Consider the following 24768-nt stretch of genomic DNA (forward strand, 5'->3'; position numbering starts at 1 on the left):
GAAAGAAAATAAATAACGCAGGATTTAACCTTTGCGGAATCCCAGATAAAAGCCTGCAACAAATGCCCCTGTTCCGGGTAAAATCCCCTCCACTTTATCTGCAAGCGTTAAAGTCGAGGTAGTTGCGCTTTCTGCAAGGTTAAAGAGGGCATCAGTGTTTATCGTTATAACTCCCTTCTGCTGGAGCCAGAATAGACTCAATACATATGCGCCTATCAATGTGAGCACTATTTTTATGAACTTCTTAAGCGCATAACCAGTTATAAAGCCGACAACAGCTCCAATCCCCATATCACCCACTATCCCACTAACTTCAAAGTTCATTATACCTCACCGGTTGTATTTTTAGGTTTCCCTCATTAAAACACTTTTGTTTTCGACTTTTATAACGACAAAATGTTTAAATTGTATGAAAACAAGTATTTATAAGGCATAAAAGTTTTAAAATCAGATAATATGTATCATCGAGGGTGATATATATGACAACTCCTATGGAGAGACTTAAGGAAAAGATGACAAAAGAAGTTCTGTGGATTTACATACTGAGACTGCTAAAGGATAGGCCCATGTACGCATACGAGCTCAAAAAGGAGATAAGGGAGAGATTTGGGTTTGAACCTGCTACAGTGAGTAGCTATGTGGTGCTCTACAAGCTTGAACACGATGGATATGTCACCTCAGAATGGCAGGAAAGCGAAACTGGAAAGCCCTCAAGGAAATATTACAAACTCACAAAAAAGGGAGAAAAACTCCTTGAGGATGGAATAAAATTTATAGAAGAAACATTAAACAAGCTTAAGTAACTCTAACGTCCTGCTCCTCCTCTTGGCTCCTTAGCTTTTGGCCTCAATCCCTTGTATCCGCACTTTCTGCACTTCTCTGCTTTCCATGGGTTGGTAGCACCGCACCTCATACATATATACTTCCTAAATATTCTTGCCTCTGCTTCAGGGAACCTCGCCATTTTAATCCCTCCATGATCTTGACTGTGTTCACTTACAAGCATTTCTTTTTAAGCTTTACCTTTTTTTATCCTTAATACCGAAAGCTTTTTAATCGAACTTTGCTCTTTCACTTATGAGCGGGGGTGCCCGAGCCTGGCCAAAGGGGCCGGACTTAAGATCCGGTGCCGTAGGGCTGCGCGGGTTCGAATCCCGTCCCCCGCACCATTCCTTCAAAAGCAACCTTCTTTTTAGGAAACCTTAGAGAAGCAATCAACACTTCTCAGGTTATTATGTTAGTAACTTGCTACTTTGATACCCCTACTACAAATACAGCAACTTCTCAAGAATCATTTCATTCTACATCGGTGTTCAGTAAACAATAAACTTATCAGAATCCAGATATTTATTCTTAGTGCAAGACAAATATTTGGAGTAGTTAGTGAGGTGAGTTAAGTGGGATACATCGTTATTAAGAATGGTAGCAAAGTTGAAATAATTGGAGAAGGCGATTTTTCAACTGACAAAGATGAAAAGTACCTGCATACCCTTGTTGAGAAGAATCCACAGATAATTTTGAAAGAAATTACAGAAAATGACGTAGTTACATTGGCTAGTCATTTAAAACTACCAAGTGGTGGTGAGCTCGATTTATTATTAGTAGATTCTGCCGGAAATCTGATTTTAGTAGAGCTAAAAAAAGGAAAGGGACACAGAGAGGCTATTGCTCAATTGTTAGACTATGCTTCTGATTTGCAACAAATGAGTGAAAGTGAACTGTTCAGCTCCGCAAACGTAAAATTCCAATCTATAGAGGAAATATACAGACATTTCTATGCAAATGATGAGGAATTTAGTTATGATGATTTCAAAAGAAACTTTTTGGAATCCCTCACGAATCCCAATAAAATTCAACTCTTATTGGTCTCTTATACCATTGGTGATGACACTCTAAGGCTTGCGGGGTGGCTTAGGAAGTTTGGAATAAAGATTCTCTGTGTGGAATTTGATTACTTCAAAAGTGAAAACAAAGAAATCTTTGTTCCAAAATTACGTGGTAGTATGGAAGAGACCGAAAGAATTGAGAGAAAAACAGAAACTCAAGAAAAATACTTGAGATTTTTTTCAGAGATCCTCTCAAGCTTCAAAGAGAGAAAACCTGGAGTAACTGAAAGAAGGGCAACTACTGACAGCTGGCTACAGATACCTGCTGGCTTTAGTTCGGTTCATTTCGAGTGGCTTTTCCGAGGAAGAGAACCAAATAAGATATTGGAAGTTGGCTTACACTTTGAAGACAAGAAAGAGGACTTTAACCAAATGCTACTTGATTATTTCAAATCAAAAGAAAGCGTTCTCAAAAAAGAGTTAGAAGCGGAAGATTTAAAATTTGGGAAGCTTGGGAGTAAATGGAGAAAAATTTACGTCGAAAAAATTGTTGGCAGTCTGGACAAAGCTTTAGAAAGTGATGAAATAAAAGAGTGGGCTGTAAGAATGATGATAAAATTTTATGAAATTTTCAAGGAGAGTGGAGAAATAGAAAAAGCCATACAAGCAGTAAGGGAAACATAAGCACTTGTAGCAATCTTGGGCTAATTTTTTGCCCACGCAGTATTAATCAGCATTGAAGCTCAAGAGCTCCAGAATTCCTTAACTAAATAAAAAAGAGGAGTTAAAGCTTCCTCAAACTTGGGAACCAGACTTTTTTGCCTTTTTTCTCTTTCTCTTCGTCCCATTCGTGAAGGATTTTGACGGCTTCGCTTGCAACCAAAGCCGCTTCTTTTTCCCCGGCTTTTCCAAACTCATTTGTGATTCTATTCGCAAAGACCGCACAGACACAGCCGGCCCTGAGACCATAAATGTTCGCCAGAGTGTACAGTGTTGCAGCTTCCATCTCAAAGTTCGTAACTTTAGCCTGCCTTAGATCGTCTATAAGGTTCTTTGCAAAGCTTGGGAAGTAGCCGTTTAGACCAGGCCTCGCTTGGCCTACGTAGAAGCTATCTGTGGAAGCTGTTATTCCCAGGTGGTATTTAACTCCCAAGGTCTCTGCGGCTTCAATTAAAGCTAGAGTAACCTCAATATCTGCACTTGCAGGGTACTCAACTCTTACATACTGTTTTGACGTTCCCTCAAGTCTAACGGCCGCTTTCGCTATTATCAAGTCCCCAATTTCAATTCCGGGCTGGATTGCTCCTGTTGAACCGACCCTAATAAACGTGTCAGCACCTATTGCTGCCAATTCTTCTATCGCTATTGCCGTTGAAGGCCCACCTATCCCCGTAGATGTAACGCTTATGGGAACTCCCTTGTATTTGCCGGTGTGAGTCCTATACTCTCTGTGAAATGCTATCTCCCTTGCTTCGTCCCATAGGGAGCTTATCTTAGGGACTCTCTCGGGATCACCCGGGAGAAGAACATACCTAGCAACATCACCGGGCTTACAGGCTATGTGGTATTGATACCCCTCTTCCGTTTGGGGTCTATCAGCAGGCATGAACTTCTTCATTTCCCTCACCTCTACACGGATTTTGAAAAGGGATATATAAATAAAACCCTTACTCTAGAAAGGGGAGAGAACATGTTAAAATGTCTAAAATGTGGAAAAACTCATAGGGGCTTCAAAATTATGTGCGAATGCGGAGGAATCCTTGAATACATCGATGAGAAGAGTGGCAACTTCAACAGTTTGCTGAAAAGGCAATTCTTGGATATAAGGAGATACCTTAACTTTCTGCCCGCGAAAGAGGAATTTTTACCAAAATTGACACCCCCAGTGACCCCAATAGTGGAGAGAGAAATTAAGGGTGTCAAGGTTTTCTTTAAGCTTGATTATCTAATGCCCAGCGGCTCTTTTAAGGACAGGGGCACCTATATTACCATTGCAAAGCTGAAAGAAGAAGGGATAAGAGAAGTAACACTTGATTCCTCAGGAAATGCCGCATTAAGCTTAGCGCTGTTTGCAAAGAGCGAGGGCATAAAAGCCCACCTTTTCATTCCAGAACACACAAGCGAAGGAAAAAAGAGACTCCTCAAGCTACTGGGAGCAGAAGTTCATGAAATCGAAGGCTCAAGAATGGAAGTGCACGAAAGGGCAAAGAATTACCAAGGAGGAGTCTACATCTCGCATTGGTACAACCCCTATTTTATCGAGGGCACAAAAACAGTCGCTTACGAGGTTTATGAGCAGGTAGGGAGTTTAGACTATGCGTTAGCACCAACAGGGAGCGGAACTATGTTTTTGGGCATCTACAAAGGCTTCAAAGATTTAGAAAAGCTCGAAAAAGTAGGAATCCCCAAGATGGTTGCAGTTCAAGGGAAGGGATATGAAAGCTTATGCAAGAGGAGTGCTGAGAAAAGCCAGCTGGCGGAAGGAATAGCTATTCCCAACCCTCCAAGGAGGGAGCAAATGACTGAGGTGCTAAAGAATACAAAGGGAACATGCGTCTCCGTAGGCGACGAGGAAATAAAAAATGCTCTTGAAGAGCTACTATCTATGGGATTCCTCGTTGAGCCAACTTCAGCGGTTACTTATGCAGGGTTTAAAGCGCTTTTAGAAAAGGAGTATTTCGAGAGAGGTTCGAGAGTGCTAATACCCCTCACCGGCTCGGGATTAAAGAACATTTAATGGAGCCGGGAGGGGGATTTGAACCCCCGTAAAGCGGATCTGCAGTCCGCCGCCTCACCTCTAGGCTATCCCGGCATTTTACCCGAAGAAAATATTTTGGCGCCGCGGCGGGGATTTGAACCCCGGAGGGACAACGCCCACCGGCTTAGCAGGCCGGCGCCCTACCAGGCTAGGCTACCGCGGCATGTCCAACATTAAGGAGTTAAGGAGGGTATTTAAATCTTTCGCAAAAGGCAACGATATTGTCGAGAAACCTGGGCATTGCCTTTTCAGGTATCCAGCCATATTACCACATGAGTCTCAAACTGGTACGAACTTCAATTGAACAGAAACTTATAGAATTGCGGCCATAAATGTTGGAGTCTATTATTCGCGCGTTGATTCTGATTGAGCGGTTTTTAAGACTACAAAACGGGAAAATTCGTCCTATATGTTGTTATGTTGTTAAGAGAAAAATAAATTAAAAGAGCAACTTGACGAAACAGGAAGCTCTATCAGTCAGACAGGTGGTTCGCTCCCGATCAGATAGTGCCTTCTTCCTTGAACTTAGTTCCTATTGCGTCAGCAGCATTCAATGCGTTTATAACCATCTCCTTGGTAACTTTGAATGGCTCGTTGTGGATTGTTTCGCCTGGTGCCGTAGCCTTTTCAGCTACAATCTCGAGGTCGTCCTCTGATACATTTATTTCTTCTAGGGTCATTGGGAGACCAACTGCCTTGTAGAAGCTCAGCAGCTCCAATATAACTTCTTTTGGCTGGTTCTCCAGAACGAGCTGAGTCAAGGTACCTATAGCTACAAGCTGTCCATGTGCACCGCGCACATGAGGTGCCGCTGTCAGTCCGTTGTGAATTGCATGTGCAGCAGCCAATCCTCCGGATTCGAAACCGAGACCACTCAGCAGGGTGTTCGCTTCTATAATCATCTCCAATGCGGGCGTGACTGCATTCCTCTCACATGCCAGTATTGCTTCGGTTCCATACTTAGTTAACAATTCCCAGCACAATCTTGCGAGTGTCAAGGCAGTGTGTGTTGGCAACGCACCCTCTCTAAGACAGTTCTTGGATCTGCTGGCATAAACCGCTTCAGCCTCAAATTTTGTTGATGAAGCATCTCCCATTCCATATACTAAGAATTTTACTGGTGCACGTGCTATTATCTCTGAGTCAACAATGACCAACGCCGGGTTGTATGGATAAAACTCGTATCTCTTAAAGACGTGGTTTTCGTCGTATACAACTGAAAGTGCACTACAGGGAGCATCTGTAGAAGCCACTGTGTTTATCAAAGCGACTTTAACGCCTAGTCTGTGGGCCACGAGTTTTGCCAAGTCCATAATTGACCCACCGCCGACGCCAATGACAAAATCACATTCGGCGGCCTTTGCCTCTTCTACCAGTCTGTCCGCAGCTTCGTCAGTACAGTATTTTTCCTTATTTGAGTATGCACCAACTTCACAGCCAGCTTCTGCTAGGGCAGTCCTTATTTGCTCTTCACACTGCTTTAATGAGGTCCTTCCTCCAATCAACAAAGCCCTCTTTCCACCAAGTAAGGGAATCCATCTGTGTAGTTTTTCTACGACTCTTGGACCCAGAACATACCTTGTTGGAGCTCCCAGAACTTTTGGTGTTTCATATATATTTTCCAAAGGCATACAGTACTACCCCCTTTAAGCGTATTTGAGTTTTCATAAACTAATTTTAAACGTTTCTTCATAGGAATTAACAAAATGACCAATGACAACTTGTAAAACAAGAGTTCAAGATGTTGTGTCAAAGTCATACTGACAAGTATCTATTCTGAAAAGCGCTTGGCAAAAAGTTTATAAGATGGTTGTGCCCAAACGTTGGTAAGGGAAATATGACCTTTGCCGAGAAGTTTGACGTTGTTATAATAGGTGCAGGCCCTGCAGGCCTTTTTGCGGCATATGAGCTTGCAGAAAAAAGCAATCTGAAAATTGCGATTTTTGACGAAGGCGGAGATATAGAGCAGAGAACATGCCCCATGGACGAACTCGGCCACTGCATTGGGTGCAAGCCCTGTCATATAATGAGCGGTGTAGGTGGCGCAGGTGGACTAAGTGATGGGACTATAAACTTAAGACCAGACATCGGAGGAGACCTAACAGAGCTTACAAAGGATGAAAACTATTCTTGGCAGCTCGTTTGGGAAGTTGACCAAATATTCCTAAAGCACGGTGCTCCCAAGGGCGTTTACAAGGGAAATGAAGACGAAATCAGGGAATGGGAAAGAAGAGCTGCCCAAGCCGGAGTGAAATTTATACCAATAATCCAACGCCATATTGGTTCAGACCACACAAAGGAAGTCATAAAGAGCATTAAAGACTATCTACAGTCCAAGGGAGTTAAGTTTATTCTATGGACAAAAGTTGAGGAATTTAACAAAGGAGAAATCAAGGCAAGAAGAGGAAAAGACGTATTTACAGTCAAGGCCAAGTACATAATAGTCGCCCCCGGCAGGGGAGGGGCAGAGTGGTTCCATGATGTTGCCCAAAAGATTGGACTAAAGGCCAGACACGGACCGATAGATGTGGGAGTTAGAGTGGAAGTGCCAGCGATAATAATGGAACCAATAACCAGAATAAACCATGATCCAAAGTTCCACATCTACACGGATACTTACGACGATTTCGTGAGAACCTTCTGTACAAACCCGAATGGTTTTGTTGTCGAAGAAAAATATGACGGTTATGTCGGCGTGAACGGCCATTCCATGAGGGATAAAAAGAGCAACAACACCAATTTTGCATTTTTAACCAGAATTGAGCTTACCGAGCCAGTTGAAGATACCACTGCATACGGCAGAAGCATAGCCCAACTTGCCACCACTATAGGCGGCGGAAGGCCAATACTTCAGAGGCTTGGCGACTTGAGGAGGGGGAGAAGAAGCACATGGAGCAGAATAAAGAAGAGCGACGTTGAGCCAACTTTAAAACATGTTACTCCCGGAGATATAGCAATGGCATTGCCTCATAGAGTCGTGACAAACATCATTGAAGGGCTTGAGAGGCTCGACAAGGTAATTCCCGGTGTTGCGAGCGATCATACGTTGCTCTACGCTCCAGAGATAAAATACTATGCCATGAGAGTTGAAGTTAACGATCTACTCGAGACCAGCATAGAGAACATATTCGCTGCAGGAGACGGAGCTGGGCTAAGTAGAGACATAGTTAATGCCGCTGCTACGGGCCTTTTGGCTGCAAGAGGAGTATTGATCAAAGAAGGATTATATACAGAGAGAGACTTTAAAAAGCCGGGCAATTGGAAGAAGACTGTTGAAAGCTTGGAGGCATAAAGGCAAAGACTTAAATTTGCCTCCCTTTTTCTGATTTTGGTGAGACTATGAAATGCAGGGTCTGCGGGGAGAAAGCATTTATAAAACTCCATTATCCAAAAATGTATCTTTGTGCTGATCACTTCGTGGAATATTTTGAGAGAAAGGTTAAGAGAACAATTGAAAGATACAAACTCCTAAAGCCGAATGAAAAAGTTCTTGTGGTCGTTAGCGGAGGAAAGGATTCAGCTGTTACCGCTTACGTCCTTAAAAAGCTCGGCTACAACGTGGAGTGCCTCCACATAAACCTCGGTATAGGTGAGTACTCAGAAAAAAGCGAGAGCTACGCTAAAAAGCAATGCGAACTTATAGGTGCACCGCTCCATATAGTTAGAGTCAAAGAGCTTTTGGGATGGGGAATTGGCGAAGTGAAGACTAGGAGACCAACATGCTCCTACTGTGGCCTTACAAAGCGCTACATTTTCAACAAATTTGCCCATGACAATGGATTCGACGTTATAGCAACGGGACACAATTTGGACGACGAGGCAAGCTTTATATTTTCCAACCTCATGAACTGGAACACTGAGTACCTTGCAAAGCAGGGGCCGCTTTTACCCGGGGAAGGAAAATTCGTAAGAAAAGTCAAGCCCCTCTACGAGCTTACCGAGAGAGAAGTGGTGGCCTATGCCCTTGCTGTTGGGATAGAATACATAATCGACGAATGTCCACACGCAAGAGGGGCAACGACAATAGAGTACAAGCAGGTTTTGAATGAACTTGAGGAAAAAAGACCGGGCACAAAAATAAACTTCGTGAAAGGCTACCTAAGAAAGAGGCACTTGTTCGAAGTTGAACTTAAAAAAGTAGAGCTCAAGGAATGCAAGGTCTGTGGAATGCCGGCTCAAGGAGAAAAGTGCTCCTTCTGCAGATTTTGGCGTTTAGAGAAACCAATAGACCTTAAAATTTGAACACTTTTCTCTTTTTGAAACATGCCTCTCCAGAAAAACTTGAAAAAGAAAGAGTCAAAGCTCCCTAAACACTATTTTGAACTCAAATTCTTTTTCCACTGGGAACAACAGAGTGTAGCTGACTCCTTGTTGTATGAAGTCCCATCCTGCCTCGCTCTGGCTTAGTGTCTTTATTGGGAACTTCCAGACCTTTGCTTCCCTATCGAGTTCTATCTTAACTTTCCCTATGCCGTATGGGTCGTTTACTTCAAACTCTTTTGCTTCAAATTCCTCTGGGCTTTCCATAACGCTGTGCACTGCTAAGTTTAGCTCTACCCCAAAGAGAGCCCTATAGGGCTTTTCAAGTGAAACCCTATAGTGGGCCATGAATCCATTTTCGTTTAGCTCTATTTTCTTTTCAACCTTGGCAGGTATTCTTTCCTCAACGTAGATACCACCGTTACGCCATAGCCTTATTCCGTCTTTCGCAATTTCGTATTCATAGGGCTGGTTCACGAAATCGCCGAGCTCATGGTACTTTACAAGGCGGTAATTGTCGAGAGTCTCTTCAGGTTTGATAAAGTGGTCTTGAAGGATAGCCCTTAGCTGCCAGTCGTAGGCAAGTTCTCGCTTTATTTCCTCCGGAATCTTCTTTCCGATCTCGTGTATACTTGCAACGCCTTCTTCACTTTCCTCTTCAGGCGTCGCAGCTTCTGGCACTTCGTGGTAATGCTCCCATCTTCTTGGCAGGACGTCATTGTAGTTTACTGCCTTCCTCTTTGAGCTGAGCTCAAAGATGCTGCCTCCATAGTGGGGCTTTATTGTGGCGATAAAGTTGTCGTTTTCCAGCATGACCTCTTCTCTTCCGTCGAAATCGACATCAAGGATTTTATTTTCTGGCTTTAGATAGCTTTGAGCCTTTATTATGTTCTTCCACACTGCCCTCCTTAAATGGGGCAGATAAACGCCTCCAAAGACGCCATGCCAGTATGCATCGTTACACTGCGCCTTGAGAATATATCTCCTCGCTTCGGGGTTTTCTCTAACGGCTTTGCTCACCATTAACATCCTTTTGTGCATAAAGTTGCTTTCTGGATACTTGAAAAAGAAGTTCTTCCATATTCCTCCCCTAACAAAAACCCTATAGCGTTCAAACTTCCCCTCTTTCTTCAGCTGCTCTACAAACTCTACGAAGAGTTTTGCCTGCTTTGCTGGAAGAGACCATTCGCCCATCTCAAAGTAAGAGGCAATTGGGAGATACACAAGTCCTCTCGGTTTAAACCTGCTTAGGTACTCGGTATAAGTCATGAGGTTAATCATTTCATTGCTTGTAACTGTATCAAAGAACTCCCTAAGCCAGCCCTTTTCATAAACCCACTCATACGTACCCGGCCATACTCCAAACTTTTCACCATCGTCATGGAAGACAGCTACTTTTGAGGGATCATCACTTGCAAGGCTTTCCAAGTATTCGATAGTCTTCTTAACCGGGCGGAAGGGTATCAGATAGCGCAACTTCTCATCTATTGGGAACACCGTTATGACGTCTCCTCCATCTTCTGTGTAGTACGGCCAGAAGAGCTCTTCTTTGCTCAACCCGGCGCTCATGAAGTGATAGTCATCAACGATTACATATTCAATCCCAGCCTCTCTGAGTGACTTTACAAGTTCTGGCTGCCAAACCCTTTCTGTGAGCCATACACCTTTTGCATCGTAGCCCAGCTTTTTGGCGTAATCTTTTAGCATTTTTATTTGAACTAATCTGTCTTCCTTGGGAATTGCCGCCAAAACCGGCTCATAGAATCCTGCAACGACAATCTCAAGCTGGCCTTTTTTTACAAGAGACCTGAGAAGATCGAGATAATCGGGTTTGTTTTCTTCAATCCACTCCAAAAGCGGCCCGCTAAAGTGGGCGTTTACTTTCATCTCTGGGAACTCTTCCAAGATTTCCATAAAAGGCCTGTAAGAGCGGTTATATGCTTCTTCGAACACCCAGCCAAAATTGCCCAGTGGCTGATGATTGTGAATGCCAAATATGAAGTTTATTCTTTTCATCCATCCACCTCCACAAAAATGTTATCACTAAGAGTGATAGTGAGAAAGGTATATAAATATTTTATGCCCACATACCAACTGAGGTGAACAAATATCACTCGGGGTGAATAAGAATGAGGAAAAGTACGTCTTTGTGCATTGTTTTTTTAGTGGTTTTTAGTTTAGTGCCAGCAGCAAAATTTGTTAGTGCTCTCTATGGGACAAAAATTATCGATGGAAATCTAGATGATTGGGGAACATTGGACTTAATCGGCCAAGCAAAAGACAACGGATTGGCAGGAGCAAAGCTCGATAAACTCTATGTTGCGTGGGACGATCAGTACCTATACATAGCTATAAAAACCAATAATACCGAAAGTTGGGGCGTAGCTTATGGTATAGGCATTGACGTCGATCCAGGAACTGGAAACGGTTATACGGGGGGTACTTCTCCAAGTGATGCGTGGGGAAGGCACATAGGATTTGGAAGTGGCTATGCAGTTGATTACCAAATTTACTTTTGGTGGGACGGGAACACTGGTATGGGCTCCAACAACTTCATCACGTGGACTGGCAGTGGATGGGACTATAAGAGTCTTGCAGACGTCGGTGCGAACTTTGCTTACACTGGGGATACATCCACTGGTCTTCAAGTTCTGGAGATTAAGATTCCTTGGAATGCATTAGGCGGAAAGCCAAATAAGCTTGCTCTTATATCTTGGATTGCCGGTGGAAGTGAAAGTTCTGCTGTAAGCTCTGTTCCATGGGACGTCACGCTAGAAAGCTTAGATCCTCCTTTTGCTTCTTGGTATGGAGGAGATGAATGGGGCGATAGTGATTATTTCACGGAGCTAGTAGAGGTACAAATAGCCCCAAAAACTATTGATGGAGACCTAAGTGATTGGGCAAGCTATGAGTTAGTTGGCGTTAGCACTTTAGACGGTCCCGATGGTGCAGATCTCGACAAACTCTATGTCTCTTATGATGACCAATATCTATACATTGCCCTGACCACGAATAATACACAAAGCTGGGATGTGGCATATGGAATTGGAATAGATGTACTAGACGGAGGATATACTGGAGATCAGGATTCTTGGGGAAGGAAAATTGCATTTTCTAGAGGAATCGATTATGAACTTTACTTCTGGTGGAGTGGTGGAGATGGGGCCATAACTTCAGCTAATTTCAATAGATACAATGGATACGTTGGAAACAACTATTGGGAAAGCTGGGATTATAATTTTGCGTCTTTTGACTATGCATATACTGGCAACAGTAATGGACTCCAAACTTTAGAAATCCGGATTCCATGGAGTGCCCTAGGAGGGGGGGTTTCTCAAGTTGCATTAATAGCTTGGATTGCAGGAGGAGACGGAAGTTCAGCAGTTGATACAGTTCCCTTAGATCCTGCAGTTGATGGAAGTGATTGGACTGATCAGGATTACCTCTCAAACTTCGCCATAATCGAGATCCCAATTCCAAAACCCGAGCTCACAGTTAGCATCTCCTCAGATGTACTTGATGTAGAACAGTGGCAACCGGCTAACATAACAATCAAAGTCAAGAATATAGGAGAAGTTGACGCCCAAAATGTCACCGTCCACCTCTATGATGGTAGCAACCTATTAAAGAGCTGGGTGGTCGATTTACCAGCCAACACAGAAGTTATTCTCACTTACCTGTACCCCTACTCAGAGGCTTGGGGAGTTCACACGTTGAAGGCTGTTGTAGATCCAGAAAACAAGATAGAGGAAGTAAATGAAGGTAACAACGTCGCCACCCTTGATATCATCGTTGGACAGGTTGCAGAAAGACAAAACAAGCTCGTGAGACTTGGCATGTATGTATGGCCAAGGATTTATCCCGCAAAGTACGAAGAAACTAAAAAGCTTGTAGAAGAAGTCGCCTCTATGGGCTTGCCTGGAAATATTATAGAGGAGTTCGAGTTAAATCTTAACGAAAGCTTGGCCCTATTTAATGAAGGAAAATCCCTCATCTACACGCCTAATTATGAGTTGAGAGGAGCATTGAAAATGTTCTCAGCTTATTCGCGTCTTCTAAGATTGCAGAGAGAAATAAAAGACTTCCTAGAAAGCTTGGAGTTCAAAAAGAAAATTGACGGATCATTAAGCGATTGGAATGAAACATCGTTGGTCGCTCAAAACAAAGCAGGGGCTGGATCAGGGGCATACTTAGATGCCCTCTATGTAGATTACGATGACAAATACCTCTACATTGCCCTAAGTACCAAGAACATGGAATCATGGAGAATTGCTTATGGATTTGCACTTGACTATAAAGAGGGCGGTTACACCGGAGATACCGACGCCTGGGATAGAAAGATAGGATTTACAAGAGGAGTTGACACAGAAATCTATCTCTACTGGCATGGACCGTTCTTTGACGAACCTGGAACAAACTCAATAACAACTGCGGAACTTGCAATATGGAATGGAAATGGATGGAGCTATATCCCACTGTTTAAGAATGCAGCAGTAAAGTATACCGGAGGCGAGAACGGACTGCAAATCCTCGAAATGGCTATCCCATGGGAACTCCTCGGAGGAAAACCAGAAAAGATCTATATTGTTGCATGGATTACTGGTGCCAATCCAGGAGATTCAGCAGTTACAACAATTCCAGATGATCCAAGCGTACATGACAGTGACAACGAGTGGGGTGATGAAGACATCATAAGCACCTTTGCAGAGGTTTATATCAAGTGAACTTCTTTTCCGTTTTCCTTTTTAATTCTTCATTCTTCTAAAAGACGACTTTTCTGAATACGTAAAGGGTGAATGCCACTGCCAGCTGGTTTGAGAAGTTGTCATCTGGCGGCAATTCATAAAATTCTGCCAGTGTTCCAGCTAAAGCTCCTACAAAAGCGTGAGGAATGTCTATCAATAGGCTCAATATCACAAAGGCACTTAAGAAATATGCCAAGCTCCCTTCTACGCTCTTTCCGTTTTTGAATCTGTGTTTTCCAAAGGGTTTCCCCACTATTGCCGCTATGGCATCACCAAGGGTTGCAACTGTTATAGCACCTATGGCTATATCTCTTGGGAAGAAACAGACTATTATTAGTGCCGCAACAGTGAAGTATATGTGAGCCCCAATCGAATGCTTCTCATGTTCCCGAGAAATCGCTTCTAACTCCCGCTCTACGAGGTTTATTATTTCCTCCCTAACATAAAGTCCAAGCTTTCTTTTTACTTTGTCTCTTAGCTCATCAACTATTCTAAATGGTTCCAGAATCAGAAAGAGTATTAGTGCAGACGCAACAAACCCTATTGTTACCTTTTGTCCGAATATTAGGTATATTGCTGGAACTGTGAGCCCAGTAAGGTGCAACACCTTTCTTTTAAGTTCACTTTTTATGCTCACGTTTAATCACCTCTAATGCCTCTCTGAGGTCTTTAACTATGTAATCAGCATGTTTTGGCAAAAGGGACTTAAAGTATCCCCTCTTTACGAGAATTGTGGTTGCTCCAATCTCTTTTCCTCCCCTCATGTCAGTATCGTCTCTATCTCCTACCACATAAATTTCACTCTCTTTGGGGAACTTTCTCTTTACAAGCATAAAATTGTACGACTCAAGCTTGCTGTGACCTGTCTCCCCACTTATTACTATGTAATCGAAGTAGCGCTTTATGTTGAGATACTCCAGTTTTTTCCTCTGCCACTCGGATGAAGAATCCGTCACAAGCACTAATTTAGCGTTCATATCCTTTAAACCCTCTAAAAATTCAATAGCGTCTGGATAAAGCTTTAAATTTGAAAAAAATGTCCTATCAACCAGCTCGAACATCTCTCTAAGGTCACCTTCCGAGATTTTTTGGTAAATTCGCTCCATGAAATTCTCAACTAGTTCATCGAGGTCTAGAAGATGCAACTCTCTTGACTGCTCCAGCTCCTTGTACCTCTGAGTGAGAATATAAAGTAGTGCCCTAAACTTCCTTTTTCTAACTAGATGGGGCAAAAGCCTGAGAACACTCCATCTGGCCGCTTCCCATGTGTTGCATAGAGTATCATCAAGATCAACTATCACTAGCATAAGACTAGTTCCTCCCTTAACAACTTTAGCGTTAAAGCTTAAAAACTCTAAGCGTAGTTTTCCATGAGGAACCATGAAGGGAGAGCTACTTGTGCTGGCAGGGATGGGGTTGATATTCATAGGCTTTGTGCTTATCTTCATAGGGACCCTACTAGCAGCATCTGAAGGAGAGGCTGACGTTGAGGGCGGAGGAGTAATAATGATAGGGCCCATCCCAATAGTCTTCGGAACGAGCAGAGGGGCTACGTTAGCAATGGTACTTGCAATTTTCTTAATGCTCCTGTGGATAATAGGGGCCCTGCTGAGCAGGAGGGTATAAAGTGGAGTACATCCTTGACCTCTCCATTCTTCTGGTTTTTGCAAAGACGTTAGAATGGCTCTTTGAAAAGAAAGAAATTCACCCCATAATTGCCCACCTACTCACCGGAATGATACTTGGGCCCTTTTTCCTTAATGTGGTTTCCCCTTCTGAGCCATTAAAAGTTCTCTCAGAGTTTGGTCTCTTAATGATGATGCTTTACATGGGTCTTACAAGCAATTTTTCCTCGATCGCATCAAACAAGGTGAAGGCCATTTCAGTGGCTGGCTTGGGCGTTGCGGTTTCATTTATCTTAGGATTTTCAACGGTTTACTTCTTCGGAAAAGGCTTGGCTGCTGCAATTTTCGTTGGAGTAACTTTAGGGAATACTGCAATTGAAGTGACAAGCGGGGTATTGCTAAAATCGAGGGTTAGAAAGGAAATATCATCAATACTAATGGGAGCTGCTTTTGCCGATGATATAATGGCAGTTTATCTGATTGGCATAATAACCGCAATGACAAGAGGCGAGCTCGCATTGTTCCCGCTAATTATTTTGACAATTAAGATAGCGATATTCATAACGGCCGTTCTTTTGATTTCTGAGTACATATTTAAGCGTTCCCTGAGATTTTACAGCATATTGAGAAACCTGAACACCTTCTTTACATTTGCAATAATCCTCACGTTCCTCCTAGCAATAGTGGCGGAAAAAGTAGGGCTACATCAAATAATTGGTGCCTACCTCGCAGGTTTAACGATAAGCAGGCTGAGAGAAAGGAGAGACCCTCTCATATTGAGCAAGATAAAGCTCAACGAGCTTATTGGAGAATTGGAAGTCGTCCTTACAGAATTCTTTATGCCCCTCTTTTTCATTTACGTCGGGCTGATGTTCAATCCTCCTATCAGTGAACTCAACATCGCCTTGATAGCCCTCCTATATCTGGCTGCAGTGTTAGGAAAACTCCTTGGCTGTGGAATGGGGATGAAAGTTTTTGGATTTGACTGGCAATCAGCAATACTTGTCGGCATTGGAATGGGCGGAAGAGGTAGCTTAGAACTTGCCATACTAAAGTTCGGGATTGAAGAGGGGTTGATAGATCAAGGACTCTTTGCCACCGTTGTTATAGTATCCATGCTAACAGCAGTAACGACTCCCCAGTTCTTCAAGCTTTATTTATCCCGCATAAGAAGAGAAGAATAACAAAAATTTAAATGCCATGCCGAGAACTTCAAGCTGGTGAGACTATGATCCCAAAGGAAGGAATGAGCGAAGAGGAAGTACTTGCAGAACTTGAAGGGAGGCTTAAAATTGACCTAACCTTTAATTCAGGCAAGATTTTAGGATCCATGTGCACTTACCCTCACCCTCTTGCCCAAAAGATAGTCCAAAAATACATAGACAGAAACTTAGGTGATCCCGGGCTACACAAGGGAAGCAGGCAAATTGAAGAAGAAGCCGTCCAAATGCTTGGAGAGCTTTTGCATTTAAAGAAAGCATACGGTAACATAGTAAGCGGAGGCACTGAGGCAAATATTCTTGCCGTGAGAGCCTTTCGCAACATTTCAGATGTTGAGAAGCCCGAATTAATCTTACCAAAAAGCGCACACTTCTCTTTTCTAAAAGCAAGTGATCTGCTGAGAGTTAAGCTTGTCTGGGCTGAGCTCAATAAGGACTATTCTGTTAACGTCAAAGACGTTGAGAATAAGATAACCGACAACACCATTGGAATAGTTGGAATAGCCGGTACAACCGGATTGGGAGTTGTTGACGATATCCCTGCTCTTTCGGATATAGCGGTAGATTATGGAATTCCCCTTCATGTTGATGCAGCTTTTGGTGGGTTTGTGATACCATTTGCAAAGGCGTTGGGCTATGATTTACCGGACTTTGACTTTAAGCTCAAAGGTGTGCAGAGCGTTACCATAGACCCCCACAAAATGGGAATGGCACCAATTCCTGCCGGCGGGATAGTTTTTAGAAAGAAAAAATACATAAACGCTATTAACGTTCTGGCTCCGTATCTGGCGGGAGGTAAGATATTCCAAGCCACAATAACGGGAACTAGACCAGGTGCAAATGCAATAGCTGTTTGGGCTCTTCTCAAGCACCTTGGATTTGAAGGGTACAAGAGAGTGGTCAAAGAGGCAATGGAAAATACATACTGGTTTGCTGAACAAATAAAAGCCACAAAAGGAGTGTATTTGATAAGGGAGCCAATGCTTAACATAGTTTCCTTCGGCGCCAAGAAGCTTAAGAAAATCGAAGCAGAACTCAAAGCCAGGGGCTGGGGAATAAGTGCCCACAGGGGATATATAAGGATAGTTATGATGCCCCACGTAAAAAGAGAACATCTGGAGAACTTCTTAAGGGACTTAAGGGAAATTTTGAAGAAAACCCTCTAATTCTGCATTTTTATCACCTCTCAACCAAAATTAGAATTAATGCCTCAGCATTGGTACCTAGTTCAGCCGTGCCAGAATGAAGATAGATATAAATACTCTTGCCTTGCTAGTTAAAACTGATGAAGCTCTTTAACTCAAAACTCTGTGCACTGTGCAAGGGGAGAAAGCTCCTCTGTGGCCGTCCTACATGCCCAATTCTCGAACGCTTTAGGGTAGTAAAGAGTGTAGAGCAAAAGATAAACCGCAGAGAAATTTTTGGTTCATCCCCTCCAAGCTTGTTTGTCGGTGAATATGGCTATCCAAAAGTCCGCGTTGGACCTCTTGTTCCCCCAATAGAAGGGAACACCTCTCATCTTGACAGCCCCTTGAAATGGGAAAACAAAACAATAAAAGACGTTCTCTATTACCGCTCCCTTCTTGTTATGGGGGAAATGAAAGCCGATGTCAACGTGAGAAAAAGCGGAAGAATCCTTGAAGAAGTTCAAGAGCTGGCCATGTCAGTAAAGCCTGTGGACAGCGAGATTCTACTCAAGAGGAGGCCGATTCTAAAAGTCCTTCCAAGTGAATTTGCTCCTCCAGTAGGGCCAAGGGCAGAACTCCTTGACTTTGAGCTCACAGAAAACCCAAGAATACCAAGAAAAACCGACTACGTAGTTAGCGATGAGCTGAAAGCCGAGGAAGCAATAATGCGGCTCTACAACTGGGGCTTTGATGAGTATTACATAATAAGGCTCCTCTCAGCTGGACTACTCGGAATCAACAAAAAGCTCGTTCCGACAAGATGGAGCATCACGGCGGTGCAAGATACAATAGGTAAGAAGCTGAGGGAAGAAATCCTGCGCTATGACACCATAAATGAATTTGAGCTTTACTTTTACGAGTTCTTAGGCAACAGATATGCGGTTATCTTAATGCCCGAAACTTACGCTTTTGAGCTCCTTGAGGTTTGGCTTAAGGGCTCTCTGTTTGGGAGCGATGAACCGGAGGTAATTCACGATTACGAGGACTTTCGCGGGATTAAAGGCTACGCTGAAGAGACCACCGGGGCTTACTATGCAGCCAGATTGAGCGTTCTCGAAAGCCTTAGATGGAGAAGAAGACAGGCAAGAATAATAGTCTTCAGAGAGGTAACCCCAAAGTACTATGCTCCGGTAGGGGTATGGCAGATAAGGGTTGGAGTTAAAAAGGCCATGGAAAATCCCGTGGGAAAATTTAACACACTCCAAGAGGCTCTTAATGAGCTCAGGAAGTTCCTCGAGCTGGAGCTTGAGAAATACCTGGAAAAAAGCTGGATTCTACGGTTGAGAAAGCAGAGAACACTTGATTATTACTTTAATATGATGTGATTGCCGATACTGTCAAGATAAGCAGAGGGTGTTAAGCTTAACACGTTTATCCTGACAAAAAATATAGGTCCAAAAAGAAGTCCTCGTTATACCCTTTGATTTCTTTAAAGAAATCTCTGATCATTGCTCCCCGTACAACTTATAATACCCTTTACGTGGCATGCAAACCTTAGACATCCTTTAGTGAAATAATGAAAATTTGTTATTCAGAGTCCAAAAACATCCCTGATACTGTATTTTCTGGAAAGCAATATTAAACTTACTATAAGGGCAACTGCATTAGCCTTTACAAGCGATATAGCAAAGTGGTAATAATCACAAGGTGTGTAGATATCACATTCAAGCCTTAGGTATGTCATGTTGCCTGTCTTATTTAATTGTGGTATTGGAGGCTCCACTTCTTCTGGAGTTTCAATTGACCATAGAATATGACCCCCGGCTTCCTCTACAAACCTCTCATGCCTATCACTCTCCACAAGGATTGAAAACACTCCCCTATTTTCGTTACAAGAAGAACTCCCTGCTATTAGAGGCCTATACTTTTGGAATGCATTTGTGAACCTTTTTGCGTCTTTATAGTTTTTGATAAAAACATGTGCATAGTAACTCCCATTCGGTCTATAGAGATATGATTCATTCTGTCTGAAGTACCTGAAGGCTTCACAAACCTTATTAACTGTCTTCATATGAGAACGATAGTCAAGTACGAATCCAACATCTAGTATTGCAAACAATAATAGGATAACAACTACAACCTTTATCAGGGTTTCCGGTGCGATCCTCATTGTTAAACACCATGTCTTCAAAGTTTACAGTAGAATTTTAGGTTTAGATTTATTTAACTTTTGAGACAGTTAATCAGGATAAGCTTAAACTTTTTAACCCACTTTTCATAGCTTGCATTATGAGAAAGAAGCTAGCTTTAATAAGCATCGACGGCAATGGAGTTTACAATTTAAAACACATGCCGTTTTTAAGTGAGCTAGCCGAGAAAGGGTTCTTCGAAGTTGTCGAGTCAATATTTCCCACGCTCACGGATTTAGTCCACACAACCGTAGTTACTGGGGTTCCCCCAAGGGTTCATGGCGTTGTGGAAAACGGATACTACGATAGGATAACCGATAGGAAAGTGAATTTCTACGACTATGAAATCGCATTTAATCCCCACAAGGTCATAAGAGCAAAAACCGTAGTTGATATTCTCAGAGAAAAAGGAATAAGAAGCGCTTCTGTCACTGGCTATACAATGCCTCCTTTCAGCGGCACTCATGTTAGAATCTTTCCACCGTTTTTCAGTGACGATGCTCTCTATAGAGAGCACGGAAGAGACTGGAGAAAAGACCTCTGGGTTTTGAACTCAGCTCTGTATCTCTACGAAGAATGCAAACCAGATTTGCTTTTAGTCCACTTCTGCTCGATTGATGGAATGCAGCACGATTATGGGCCTTTGAGCGATGAAGCTATGAAAGCTGTTGAAACCGTAGATACTGCATTGAACACCCTATGGGAGAGGCTTAGAGATGAGTATGCGTTTATAATATTTGCCGACCACGGGCAGGAAAGAGTTCACACGTGGGTAAATCTAAAGAAGTATCTCAATAACCACGGAATTGCAACACTAAGGGTTTCCTCAGGAGGAGGAGTGCATGTTTATCTAAAAGACCCAACCGAAGCCGAGGAAGCTTATTCATTATTAAAAAGAGCCCCCGGTGTAAAGTACGTCTTCTTCAGGGAGGATTTACCACACCTAAATACTCCAAACAGTGGGGAGCTGATAGTTTCGGCTAAAGAAGGCTACTGGTTCTGCTCACACAGGCAATGTGATGGAATAAAGGGATCAAGCTACTGGACGAAAGGAATGCACGGGTCTTTAAACGAGCCAGTGAGAAAGGTTCCGCTTATCTTATGGGGATTTGAGGAGGTAAACTTAGAAAATGCAACCCTTTATGATATTGGCCCCACAATACTGAAGTTCTTTGGCATTGAGAAGCCGGAAGAAATGATAGGAAAAAGCCTACTATGAAACTATGGAACTTGTAAGTCTACGACGCAAGTGTTTTACCGAAAGCTCCCGGGTTGCCACCCATTTTGACAATAGTAGCTTTAGCTAAGTGGCTCGGAAAGGCGTTGTCCCATTGACTTTTCTTCTTAGGGTTCTGAAGAGAAACCCATAAGTAATTCAAAAGCATAACATCTAAGGGTGAATAGGTATGAAGAAAAGTTCTAAACTGCTGGTATCTATAATCCTATTGCTTGTGGTTTGTGCATTGGGCATTAAGGCTCTTTCAGTCGAAAGTCTAAAAAACGAAGAAATCGGAGAACCTGATGAAGTCCATTCCAACTTTTATGATTCAAAAGGCGAAAGGGTTGCAACTCTTTCCATCATGAAGAGACATTATCTCCAAGAGGACGTAATTTCCTTCCGCGTTAATGTGTGGCATAAAGATGGATGGAAAACCAAGAGTTTAAAGCTTGTAATAACACCAAACGTTAGTGCGGAAGTTTATTTAAAGATTCCCGAGGGATATAATTGGAATCCTTTAAAATTGCAGAGAAACAGGGATAATCTGAACTCTGCTGTATTAGAGATCCCAGACCTCGGCGTTCAGGGAGTGGGGAGCACGACATTAGATTTTATTGTGGTACCCTTGGAAAGAACAAACACAGTCTTAATTACCATAAAAGCTGAACTTGAATTTTCTGGGAGGTTTAAAAGGTACAAAGGAGAAAGCGTAGTTGATATAGAGTTGAAAAAGAAATAAAAGACTTCATCTTGAGGATTGTGCAATCCTCTCGATTTCCTCTTTCTTGCTGTATGCGAAGCTCTTTGTGTCCTTGTTTGCTGCAGCTATGATTTCCTCAGCCAAAGCCTCTGCGTAGCTGACCTTGTTGCGGTAGCACTTTGCTGATGCACCAAGGGCAATGTTTCTCAAAGCAACGTCAAGCCTTCTAAGTGGAGAAATATCAACCGCAATGTGGTACCTAACTCCACCGAACATTACAGTTGTTGTGTCTTCTCTTGGGGCGGAGTTTTCAATTGCCTTAACGAGAACCTGAATTGGGTTCTGCTTTGTTCTTTGCTCGATAATCTTGAAGGCTTCCTTTACGACTTCGTAAGCCTTCATTTTCTTGCTCATCAATGAGCGGTGCTCTCTTCTCATGAAGTGACCAGCAACCTTATAGCTTGAGGCACCGCTTCTCATTACCTTGTTTATCAATCTCTCCACAATGTGAACGTTTGCTTTGCCAAACTGCTTCTTAGCGTGTCTTCCATGACTGTGTGGAAGAATTCTTGGTTCAAGGTTAATGTAAGGCCTCAAGGATGGGTCTTCAACTACTACATCCTCAACGCTCCATCTTCCAAAGACCTTAAGATCCTTTGGGACAAAAAATCTCTCTTCTAGTGGTTTAGCCATGAGCATCACCTTCTTGGCTTTTCTTTTCTACCCTTAACTATTTCTTTGAGGGAGGTTCTGTTAACCATGACGACCTTGTACCTAATTCCTGGAATGTCACCCATAGATCCACCTTTTGGACCACCAATTCCCTCTATGATGACCTCGTCGTGCTCGTCAATGTGCTTGATAGCACCGTCACCGGGTGTGAATGCGGTAACTACCTTACCGTTCTTGATGAGCTGAACTCTGACTGCCTTTCTCATACCTGAGTTTGGCTGCTTAGCTTCAACTGCAATCTTCTCAAGGACGATTCCTCTCGCTTGTGGTGCACCTTCAAGGGGATCGCTCTTTTCCTTGAGCCTGAGAACTCTTCTCTTGTAGGTTATGTCGCTCCACCTAAACTTCTTCCTCTTAAGCTTGAGCTTTCTTCCGGCAAATTCACCGTAAGGGGCTTTCTTTCCGGGCATGATCATCACCTCAAATTACCACAACTTCTTCAATACCGTGGTGCCTCTCCATTAACTCTTTGACGAGATTTATATTTTGCCCTCCTCTACCTATCGCCCTAGGCTTGTCCCTCTGATTCACGTCAAGGAGGGCAACTTTTTTCCCATCTTTCTTTTCAGTTATGTGGACTTTTTTAATCCTTACGCCCATTGTTTTATAAATGTTCTTGAGGAACTCTTCTGGATTCTCTGAGTGTTCTATCAGTTCAATGTCCTTTCCTAACATCCCCTGTATTCTCTTAACGTTGCTGCCTCTTTTGCCCAATGCTAAGCCCATTTCTCCCTTCTTGATTACGAATATCAGGCGATTTCTTGACTTGTCAATTAAGCAATCGAGCACTGTTGCTCCTGTGAAGCTCTCAAAGAGTGCTATGTACTTGATCTGGTCTGTATTTAGCTTGAGTGGCATGCTCACTTACCTCCAGCCAGTGCAAGTATTTTGCTCTCTCCTGGCTCAACTATCGCGAGTGATGCTATTACAAATGGCTTACCAAGCATTGTTCCTAGTTCGACGCTTGTTCCCTCGAACTCGTAGACTGGGATGTTGCTGAGCTTTGCATAGTAGTTAATGTCATCCTTAATCTCCTTTGGTGCATTCTTAGCTACAATGATAAGCTTTGCTCCCCCAACCTTGGCAAGCCTAATTGTTTCATTTGAACCGATGATAACCTTTCCAGTTTCAAGGGCTTTTCTAAGCTCAAATGCTAAATCCATTACTTACACCTCCCTACTCTTCTATTGGTTTTTTAATCGGTAACTTCATTGCCAGTCTAACGATTCCCGTTCCAACTGGAACGGGCTGACCAATTAATACGTTTTCGACTACACCGTTAAGGGGATCAACTTCTCCCCTTTCAGCAGCTTGAAGTAAGTGTTGAACGGTAATCTCGAATGCAGCTCTAGCCAACACACTTGCCTTTGTACCAACTACACCATGCCTTCCTATAGGTCTCACCACACCATCGAGGGTCATCATGTCGGCAACGAGCATGATGTGCCTAACATCGACCTCAAGACCCTGCTCCTGCATTGTTCTGAGTATTTCTTCAATGATGGCGTTTCTTGCTGCTTCAATGCCGAGCACTTCTGCTATTTCGTGGATGTTGTTGGTTCTCGTCCTTGTTGGGTCGACGCCGGGGACTTTCAAGACCTGCTTGAAGTTTGACCCCTCTGTGTAGATAACGTACTCGTCTCCCTCTTTCCTGATAATTGTTTTTCCCACGCCTGACAGTCCTTTTAGGCGATGCTTTTTAACTTTATCGGCAAGCCTTCTCAATGCTGAAACGCTTTGTGCCTTTTTCATTCTGACTATCAATGTATTTCCGTCAACTTCAATTTCTGCTGACTTGAATGAGCGCTCAAGCTTTGCTTGAATCTTTTCCATGGTCAAACCGCTTTTCTCAAGGCGCTCTGGGTCAATATCGACCACAAATTCCATGTTGAGTATATCAAGTGTCATGCTTCTGGCGAGGCTTTCCAGGGTTGTTCCTTCAATTCTCCTTGCAACTTCACGAGCCTTCTCTGGGTCATATCTGTGTTCCTCGTCAAGATAAACAGTCATGATTGGCGTTGATGGGTTCTTTCTAGCGTCAACAATCTCAATGATTCTTGGGAGACCCAAAGTAACGTTAATTTCAGCAACACCAGCATAGTGGAAGGTATTAAGGGTCATCTGCGTAGAGGGCTCTCCAATTGACTGAGCGGTAACGGTTCCCACAGCTTCTCCAGGCTCCACTAATGCTTTTTCATATTCCTTGACGACTTCATCGATTATTGCTTCAACTTCTGCTTTCTTCAACTGGTACTTTTCATTGTAGGTAATGAGCTTATCCAAGAGTTCCTCCTTAAGTTTCTCTGGCAGATTGGAGGCTTTACTCTCTATAAGCTTTTTAATAGTTGAGCTTGATAATGCCACACA

The 24768-nt window shown here is 43.0% G+C and carries 25 protein-coding genes and 3 tRNA genes; 13 read left to right on the forward strand and 15 right to left on the reverse strand.

The window, feature by feature from the left end; translation table 11 throughout:
- Positions 1–24 precede the first annotated feature (24 nt).
- Positions 25–324 (reverse strand): FUN14 domain-containing protein, encoded by a 300-nt coding sequence (locus NF865_RS00670; protein ID WP_253304733.1) that lies wholly within the window; start codon positions 322–324, stop codon positions 25–27.
- 155 nt (positions 325–479) lie between these two features.
- Here NF865_RS00670 and NF865_RS00675 point away from each other — a divergent pair, with 155 nt between their 5' ends.
- A complete protein-coding gene (locus tag NF865_RS00675) occupies positions 480–803 on the forward strand; it encodes a PadR family transcriptional regulator (RefSeq protein ID WP_253305691.1) in 324 nt (107 codons plus the stop codon).
- A 2-nt stretch (positions 804–805) separates the two neighbouring features.
- On the opposite strand, the gene NF865_RS00680 is transcribed toward NF865_RS00675, so the two are convergent.
- Complete coding sequence (locus NF865_RS00680) at positions 806–964, reverse strand: 50S ribosomal protein L40e (RefSeq protein ID WP_004068056.1); 159 nt, start codon at positions 962–964, stop codon at positions 806–808.
- A 117-nt stretch (positions 965–1081) separates the two neighbouring features.
- Here NF865_RS00680 and NF865_RS00685 point away from each other — a divergent pair.
- Together NF865_RS00685 and NF865_RS00690 are read left to right on the forward strand one after the other, a co-directional pair.
- Positions 1082–1169: transfer RNA gene (locus tag NF865_RS00685), tRNA-Leu, on the forward strand.
- Between the two features lie 228 nt (positions 1170–1397).
- On the forward strand, positions 1398–2510 hold the full coding sequence (locus tag NF865_RS00690; protein WP_253304734.1) for a DUF4268 domain-containing protein: 1113 nt from the start codon (positions 1398–1400) through the stop codon (positions 2508–2510).
- A 100-nt stretch (positions 2511–2610) separates the two neighbouring features.
- Here NF865_RS00690 and udp read toward each other — a convergent pair whose 3' ends face one another.
- The gene (udp, locus tag NF865_RS00695) at positions 2611–3444 is read right to left on the reverse strand and encodes a uridine phosphorylase (RefSeq protein WP_253304735.1); all 834 of its coding nucleotides are present in this window, start codon (positions 3442–3444) and stop codon (positions 2611–2613) included.
- 72 nt (positions 3445–3516) lie between these two features.
- On the opposite strand from udp, the gene NF865_RS00700 reads away from it, so the two are divergent.
- Entirely contained in the window at positions 3517–4563 is a 1047-nt protein-coding gene (locus tag NF865_RS00700; RefSeq protein ID WP_253304736.1) for a pyridoxal-phosphate dependent enzyme, read from the forward strand.
- Here NF865_RS00700 and NF865_RS00705 read toward each other — a convergent pair.
- The 3 genes from NF865_RS00705 to NF865_RS00715 form a co-directional block, all read right to left on the reverse strand.
- Positions 4564–4638, reverse strand: a tRNA-Cys gene (locus NF865_RS00705).
- Positions 4639–4660: 22 nt separating this feature from the next.
- A tRNA-Ser gene (locus NF865_RS00710) sits at positions 4661–4747 on the reverse strand.
- A 337-nt stretch (positions 4748–5084) separates the two neighbouring features.
- Positions 5085–6215, reverse strand: coding sequence for a glycerol dehydrogenase (locus NF865_RS00715; protein WP_253304737.1), 1131 nt, complete (start codon positions 6213–6215; stop codon positions 5085–5087).
- A 206-nt stretch (positions 6216–6421) separates the two neighbouring features.
- On the opposite strand from NF865_RS00715, the gene NF865_RS00720 reads away from it, so the two are divergent.
- Positions 6422–7876: an NAD(P)/FAD-dependent oxidoreductase gene (locus NF865_RS00720; RefSeq protein ID WP_253305692.1), complete on the forward strand. Its 1455-nt coding sequence runs from the start codon at positions 6422–6424 to the stop codon at positions 7874–7876.
- 47 nt (positions 7877–7923) lie between these two features.
- On the forward strand, positions 7924–8826 hold the full coding sequence (gene ttuA, locus NF865_RS00725) for a tRNA-5-methyluridine(54) 2-sulfurtransferase (protein WP_253304738.1): 903 nt from the start codon (positions 7924–7926) through the stop codon (positions 8824–8826).
- A 54-nt stretch (positions 8827–8880) separates the two neighbouring features.
- On the opposite strand, the gene jtg is transcribed toward ttuA, so the two are convergent.
- Positions 8881–10860, reverse strand: coding sequence for a 4-alpha-glucanotransferase (jtg, locus tag NF865_RS00730; protein ID WP_253304739.1), 1980 nt, complete (start codon positions 10858–10860; stop codon positions 8881–8883).
- 113 nt (positions 10861–10973) lie between these two features.
- Here jtg and NF865_RS00735 point away from each other — a divergent pair, with 113 nt between their 5' ends.
- Positions 10974–13568 carry a CARDB domain-containing protein gene (locus NF865_RS00735; protein ID WP_253304740.1) on the forward strand — a complete coding sequence of 865 codons (2595 nt, stop codon included), beginning with the start codon at positions 10974–10976 and terminating at the stop codon, positions 13566–13568.
- 37 nt (positions 13569–13605) lie between these two features.
- On the opposite strand, the gene NF865_RS00740 is transcribed toward NF865_RS00735, so the two are convergent.
- Positions 13606–14226 (reverse strand): diacylglycerol/polyprenol kinase family protein, encoded by a 621-nt coding sequence (locus NF865_RS00740; RefSeq protein WP_253304741.1) that lies wholly within the window; start codon positions 14224–14226, stop codon positions 13606–13608.
- The gene (locus NF865_RS00745; RefSeq protein WP_253304742.1) at positions 14210–14896 is read right to left on the reverse strand and encodes an HAD family hydrolase; all 687 of its coding nucleotides are present in this window, start codon (positions 14894–14896) and stop codon (positions 14210–14212) included. Before NF865_RS00745 ends, NF865_RS00740 begins: the two co-directional genes overlap by 17 nt.
- A 73-nt stretch (positions 14897–14969) precedes the next feature.
- Between NF865_RS00745 and NF865_RS00750 the strand changes: the two genes are divergently transcribed.
- From NF865_RS00750 to NF865_RS00765, 4 genes are all read left to right on the forward strand, one after another.
- Positions 14970–15215, forward strand: a complete 246-nt coding sequence (locus NF865_RS00750; protein ID WP_253304743.1) for a TIGR00304 family membrane protein — start codon at positions 14970–14972, stop codon at positions 15213–15215.
- A 1-nt stretch (position 15216) separates the two neighbouring features.
- A complete protein-coding gene (locus NF865_RS00755; RefSeq protein ID WP_253304744.1) occupies positions 15217–16398 on the forward strand; it encodes a cation:proton antiporter in 1182 nt (393 codons plus the stop codon).
- A 44-nt stretch (positions 16399–16442) separates the two neighbouring features.
- Positions 16443–17600 carry a tyrosine decarboxylase MfnA gene (mfnA, locus tag NF865_RS00760; RefSeq protein ID WP_253304745.1) on the forward strand — a complete coding sequence of 386 codons (1158 nt, stop codon included), beginning with the start codon at positions 16443–16445 and terminating at the stop codon, positions 17598–17600.
- Positions 17601–17716: 116 nt separating this feature from the next.
- Positions 17717–18946 (forward strand): Nre family DNA repair protein, encoded by a 1230-nt coding sequence (locus NF865_RS00765; RefSeq protein WP_253305693.1) that lies wholly within the window; start codon positions 17717–17719, stop codon positions 18944–18946.
- A gap of 206 nt (positions 18947–19152) precedes the next feature.
- Here the strand turns inward: NF865_RS00765 and NF865_RS00770 are convergent, their stop codons facing one another.
- Positions 19153–19731, reverse strand: coding sequence for a hypothetical protein (locus tag NF865_RS00770; protein WP_253304746.1), 579 nt, complete (start codon positions 19729–19731; stop codon positions 19153–19155).
- Between the two features lie 119 nt (positions 19732–19850).
- Between NF865_RS00770 and NF865_RS00775 the strand changes: the two genes are divergently transcribed.
- Positions 19851–20969 carry an alkaline phosphatase family protein gene (locus NF865_RS00775; protein WP_253304747.1) on the forward strand — a complete coding sequence of 373 codons (1119 nt, stop codon included), beginning with the start codon at positions 19851–19853 and terminating at the stop codon, positions 20967–20969.
- Between the two features lie 187 nt (positions 20970–21156).
- Positions 21157–21708, forward strand: a complete 552-nt coding sequence (locus tag NF865_RS00780; protein ID WP_253304748.1) for a DUF8121 family protein — start codon at positions 21157–21159, stop codon at positions 21706–21708.
- Between the two features lie 6 nt (positions 21709–21714).
- On the opposite strand, the gene rpsG is transcribed toward NF865_RS00780, so the two are convergent.
- Genes rpsG through rpoA2 form a run of 5 tightly spaced genes read right to left on the reverse strand, consistent with a single transcriptional unit; the run spans position 21715 to position 24765 of the window.
- Positions 21715–22362 carry a 30S ribosomal protein S7 gene (gene rpsG / locus NF865_RS00785; RefSeq protein WP_253304749.1) on the reverse strand — a complete coding sequence of 216 codons (648 nt, stop codon included), beginning with the start codon at positions 22360–22362 and terminating at the stop codon, positions 21715–21717.
- Positions 22363–22367: 5 nt separating this feature from the next.
- On the reverse strand, positions 22368–22811 hold the full coding sequence (locus tag NF865_RS00790) for a 30S ribosomal protein S12 (RefSeq protein ID WP_253304750.1): 444 nt from the start codon (positions 22809–22811) through the stop codon (positions 22368–22370).
- A gap of 10 nt (positions 22812–22821) precedes the next feature.
- Positions 22822–23259, reverse strand: a complete 438-nt coding sequence (locus tag NF865_RS00795; protein WP_253304751.1) for a NusA-like transcription termination signal-binding factor — start codon at positions 23257–23259, stop codon at positions 22822–22824.
- 2 nt (positions 23260–23261) lie between these two features.
- The gene (locus NF865_RS00800) at positions 23262–23564 is read right to left on the reverse strand and encodes a 50S ribosomal protein L30e (protein WP_253304752.1); all 303 of its coding nucleotides are present in this window, start codon (positions 23562–23564) and stop codon (positions 23262–23264) included.
- A 13-nt stretch (positions 23565–23577) separates the two neighbouring features.
- Positions 23578–24765: a DNA-directed RNA polymerase subunit A'' gene (gene rpoA2, locus NF865_RS00805; protein ID WP_253304753.1), complete on the reverse strand. Its 1188-nt coding sequence runs from the start codon at positions 24763–24765 to the stop codon at positions 23578–23580.
- Positions 24766–24768: the final 3 nt, after the last annotated feature.

The organism is Thermococcus aggregans, assembly GCF_024022995.1.
Lineage (GTDB): Archaea > Methanobacteriota_B > Thermococci > Thermococcales > Thermococcaceae > Thermococcus_A > Thermococcus_A aggregans.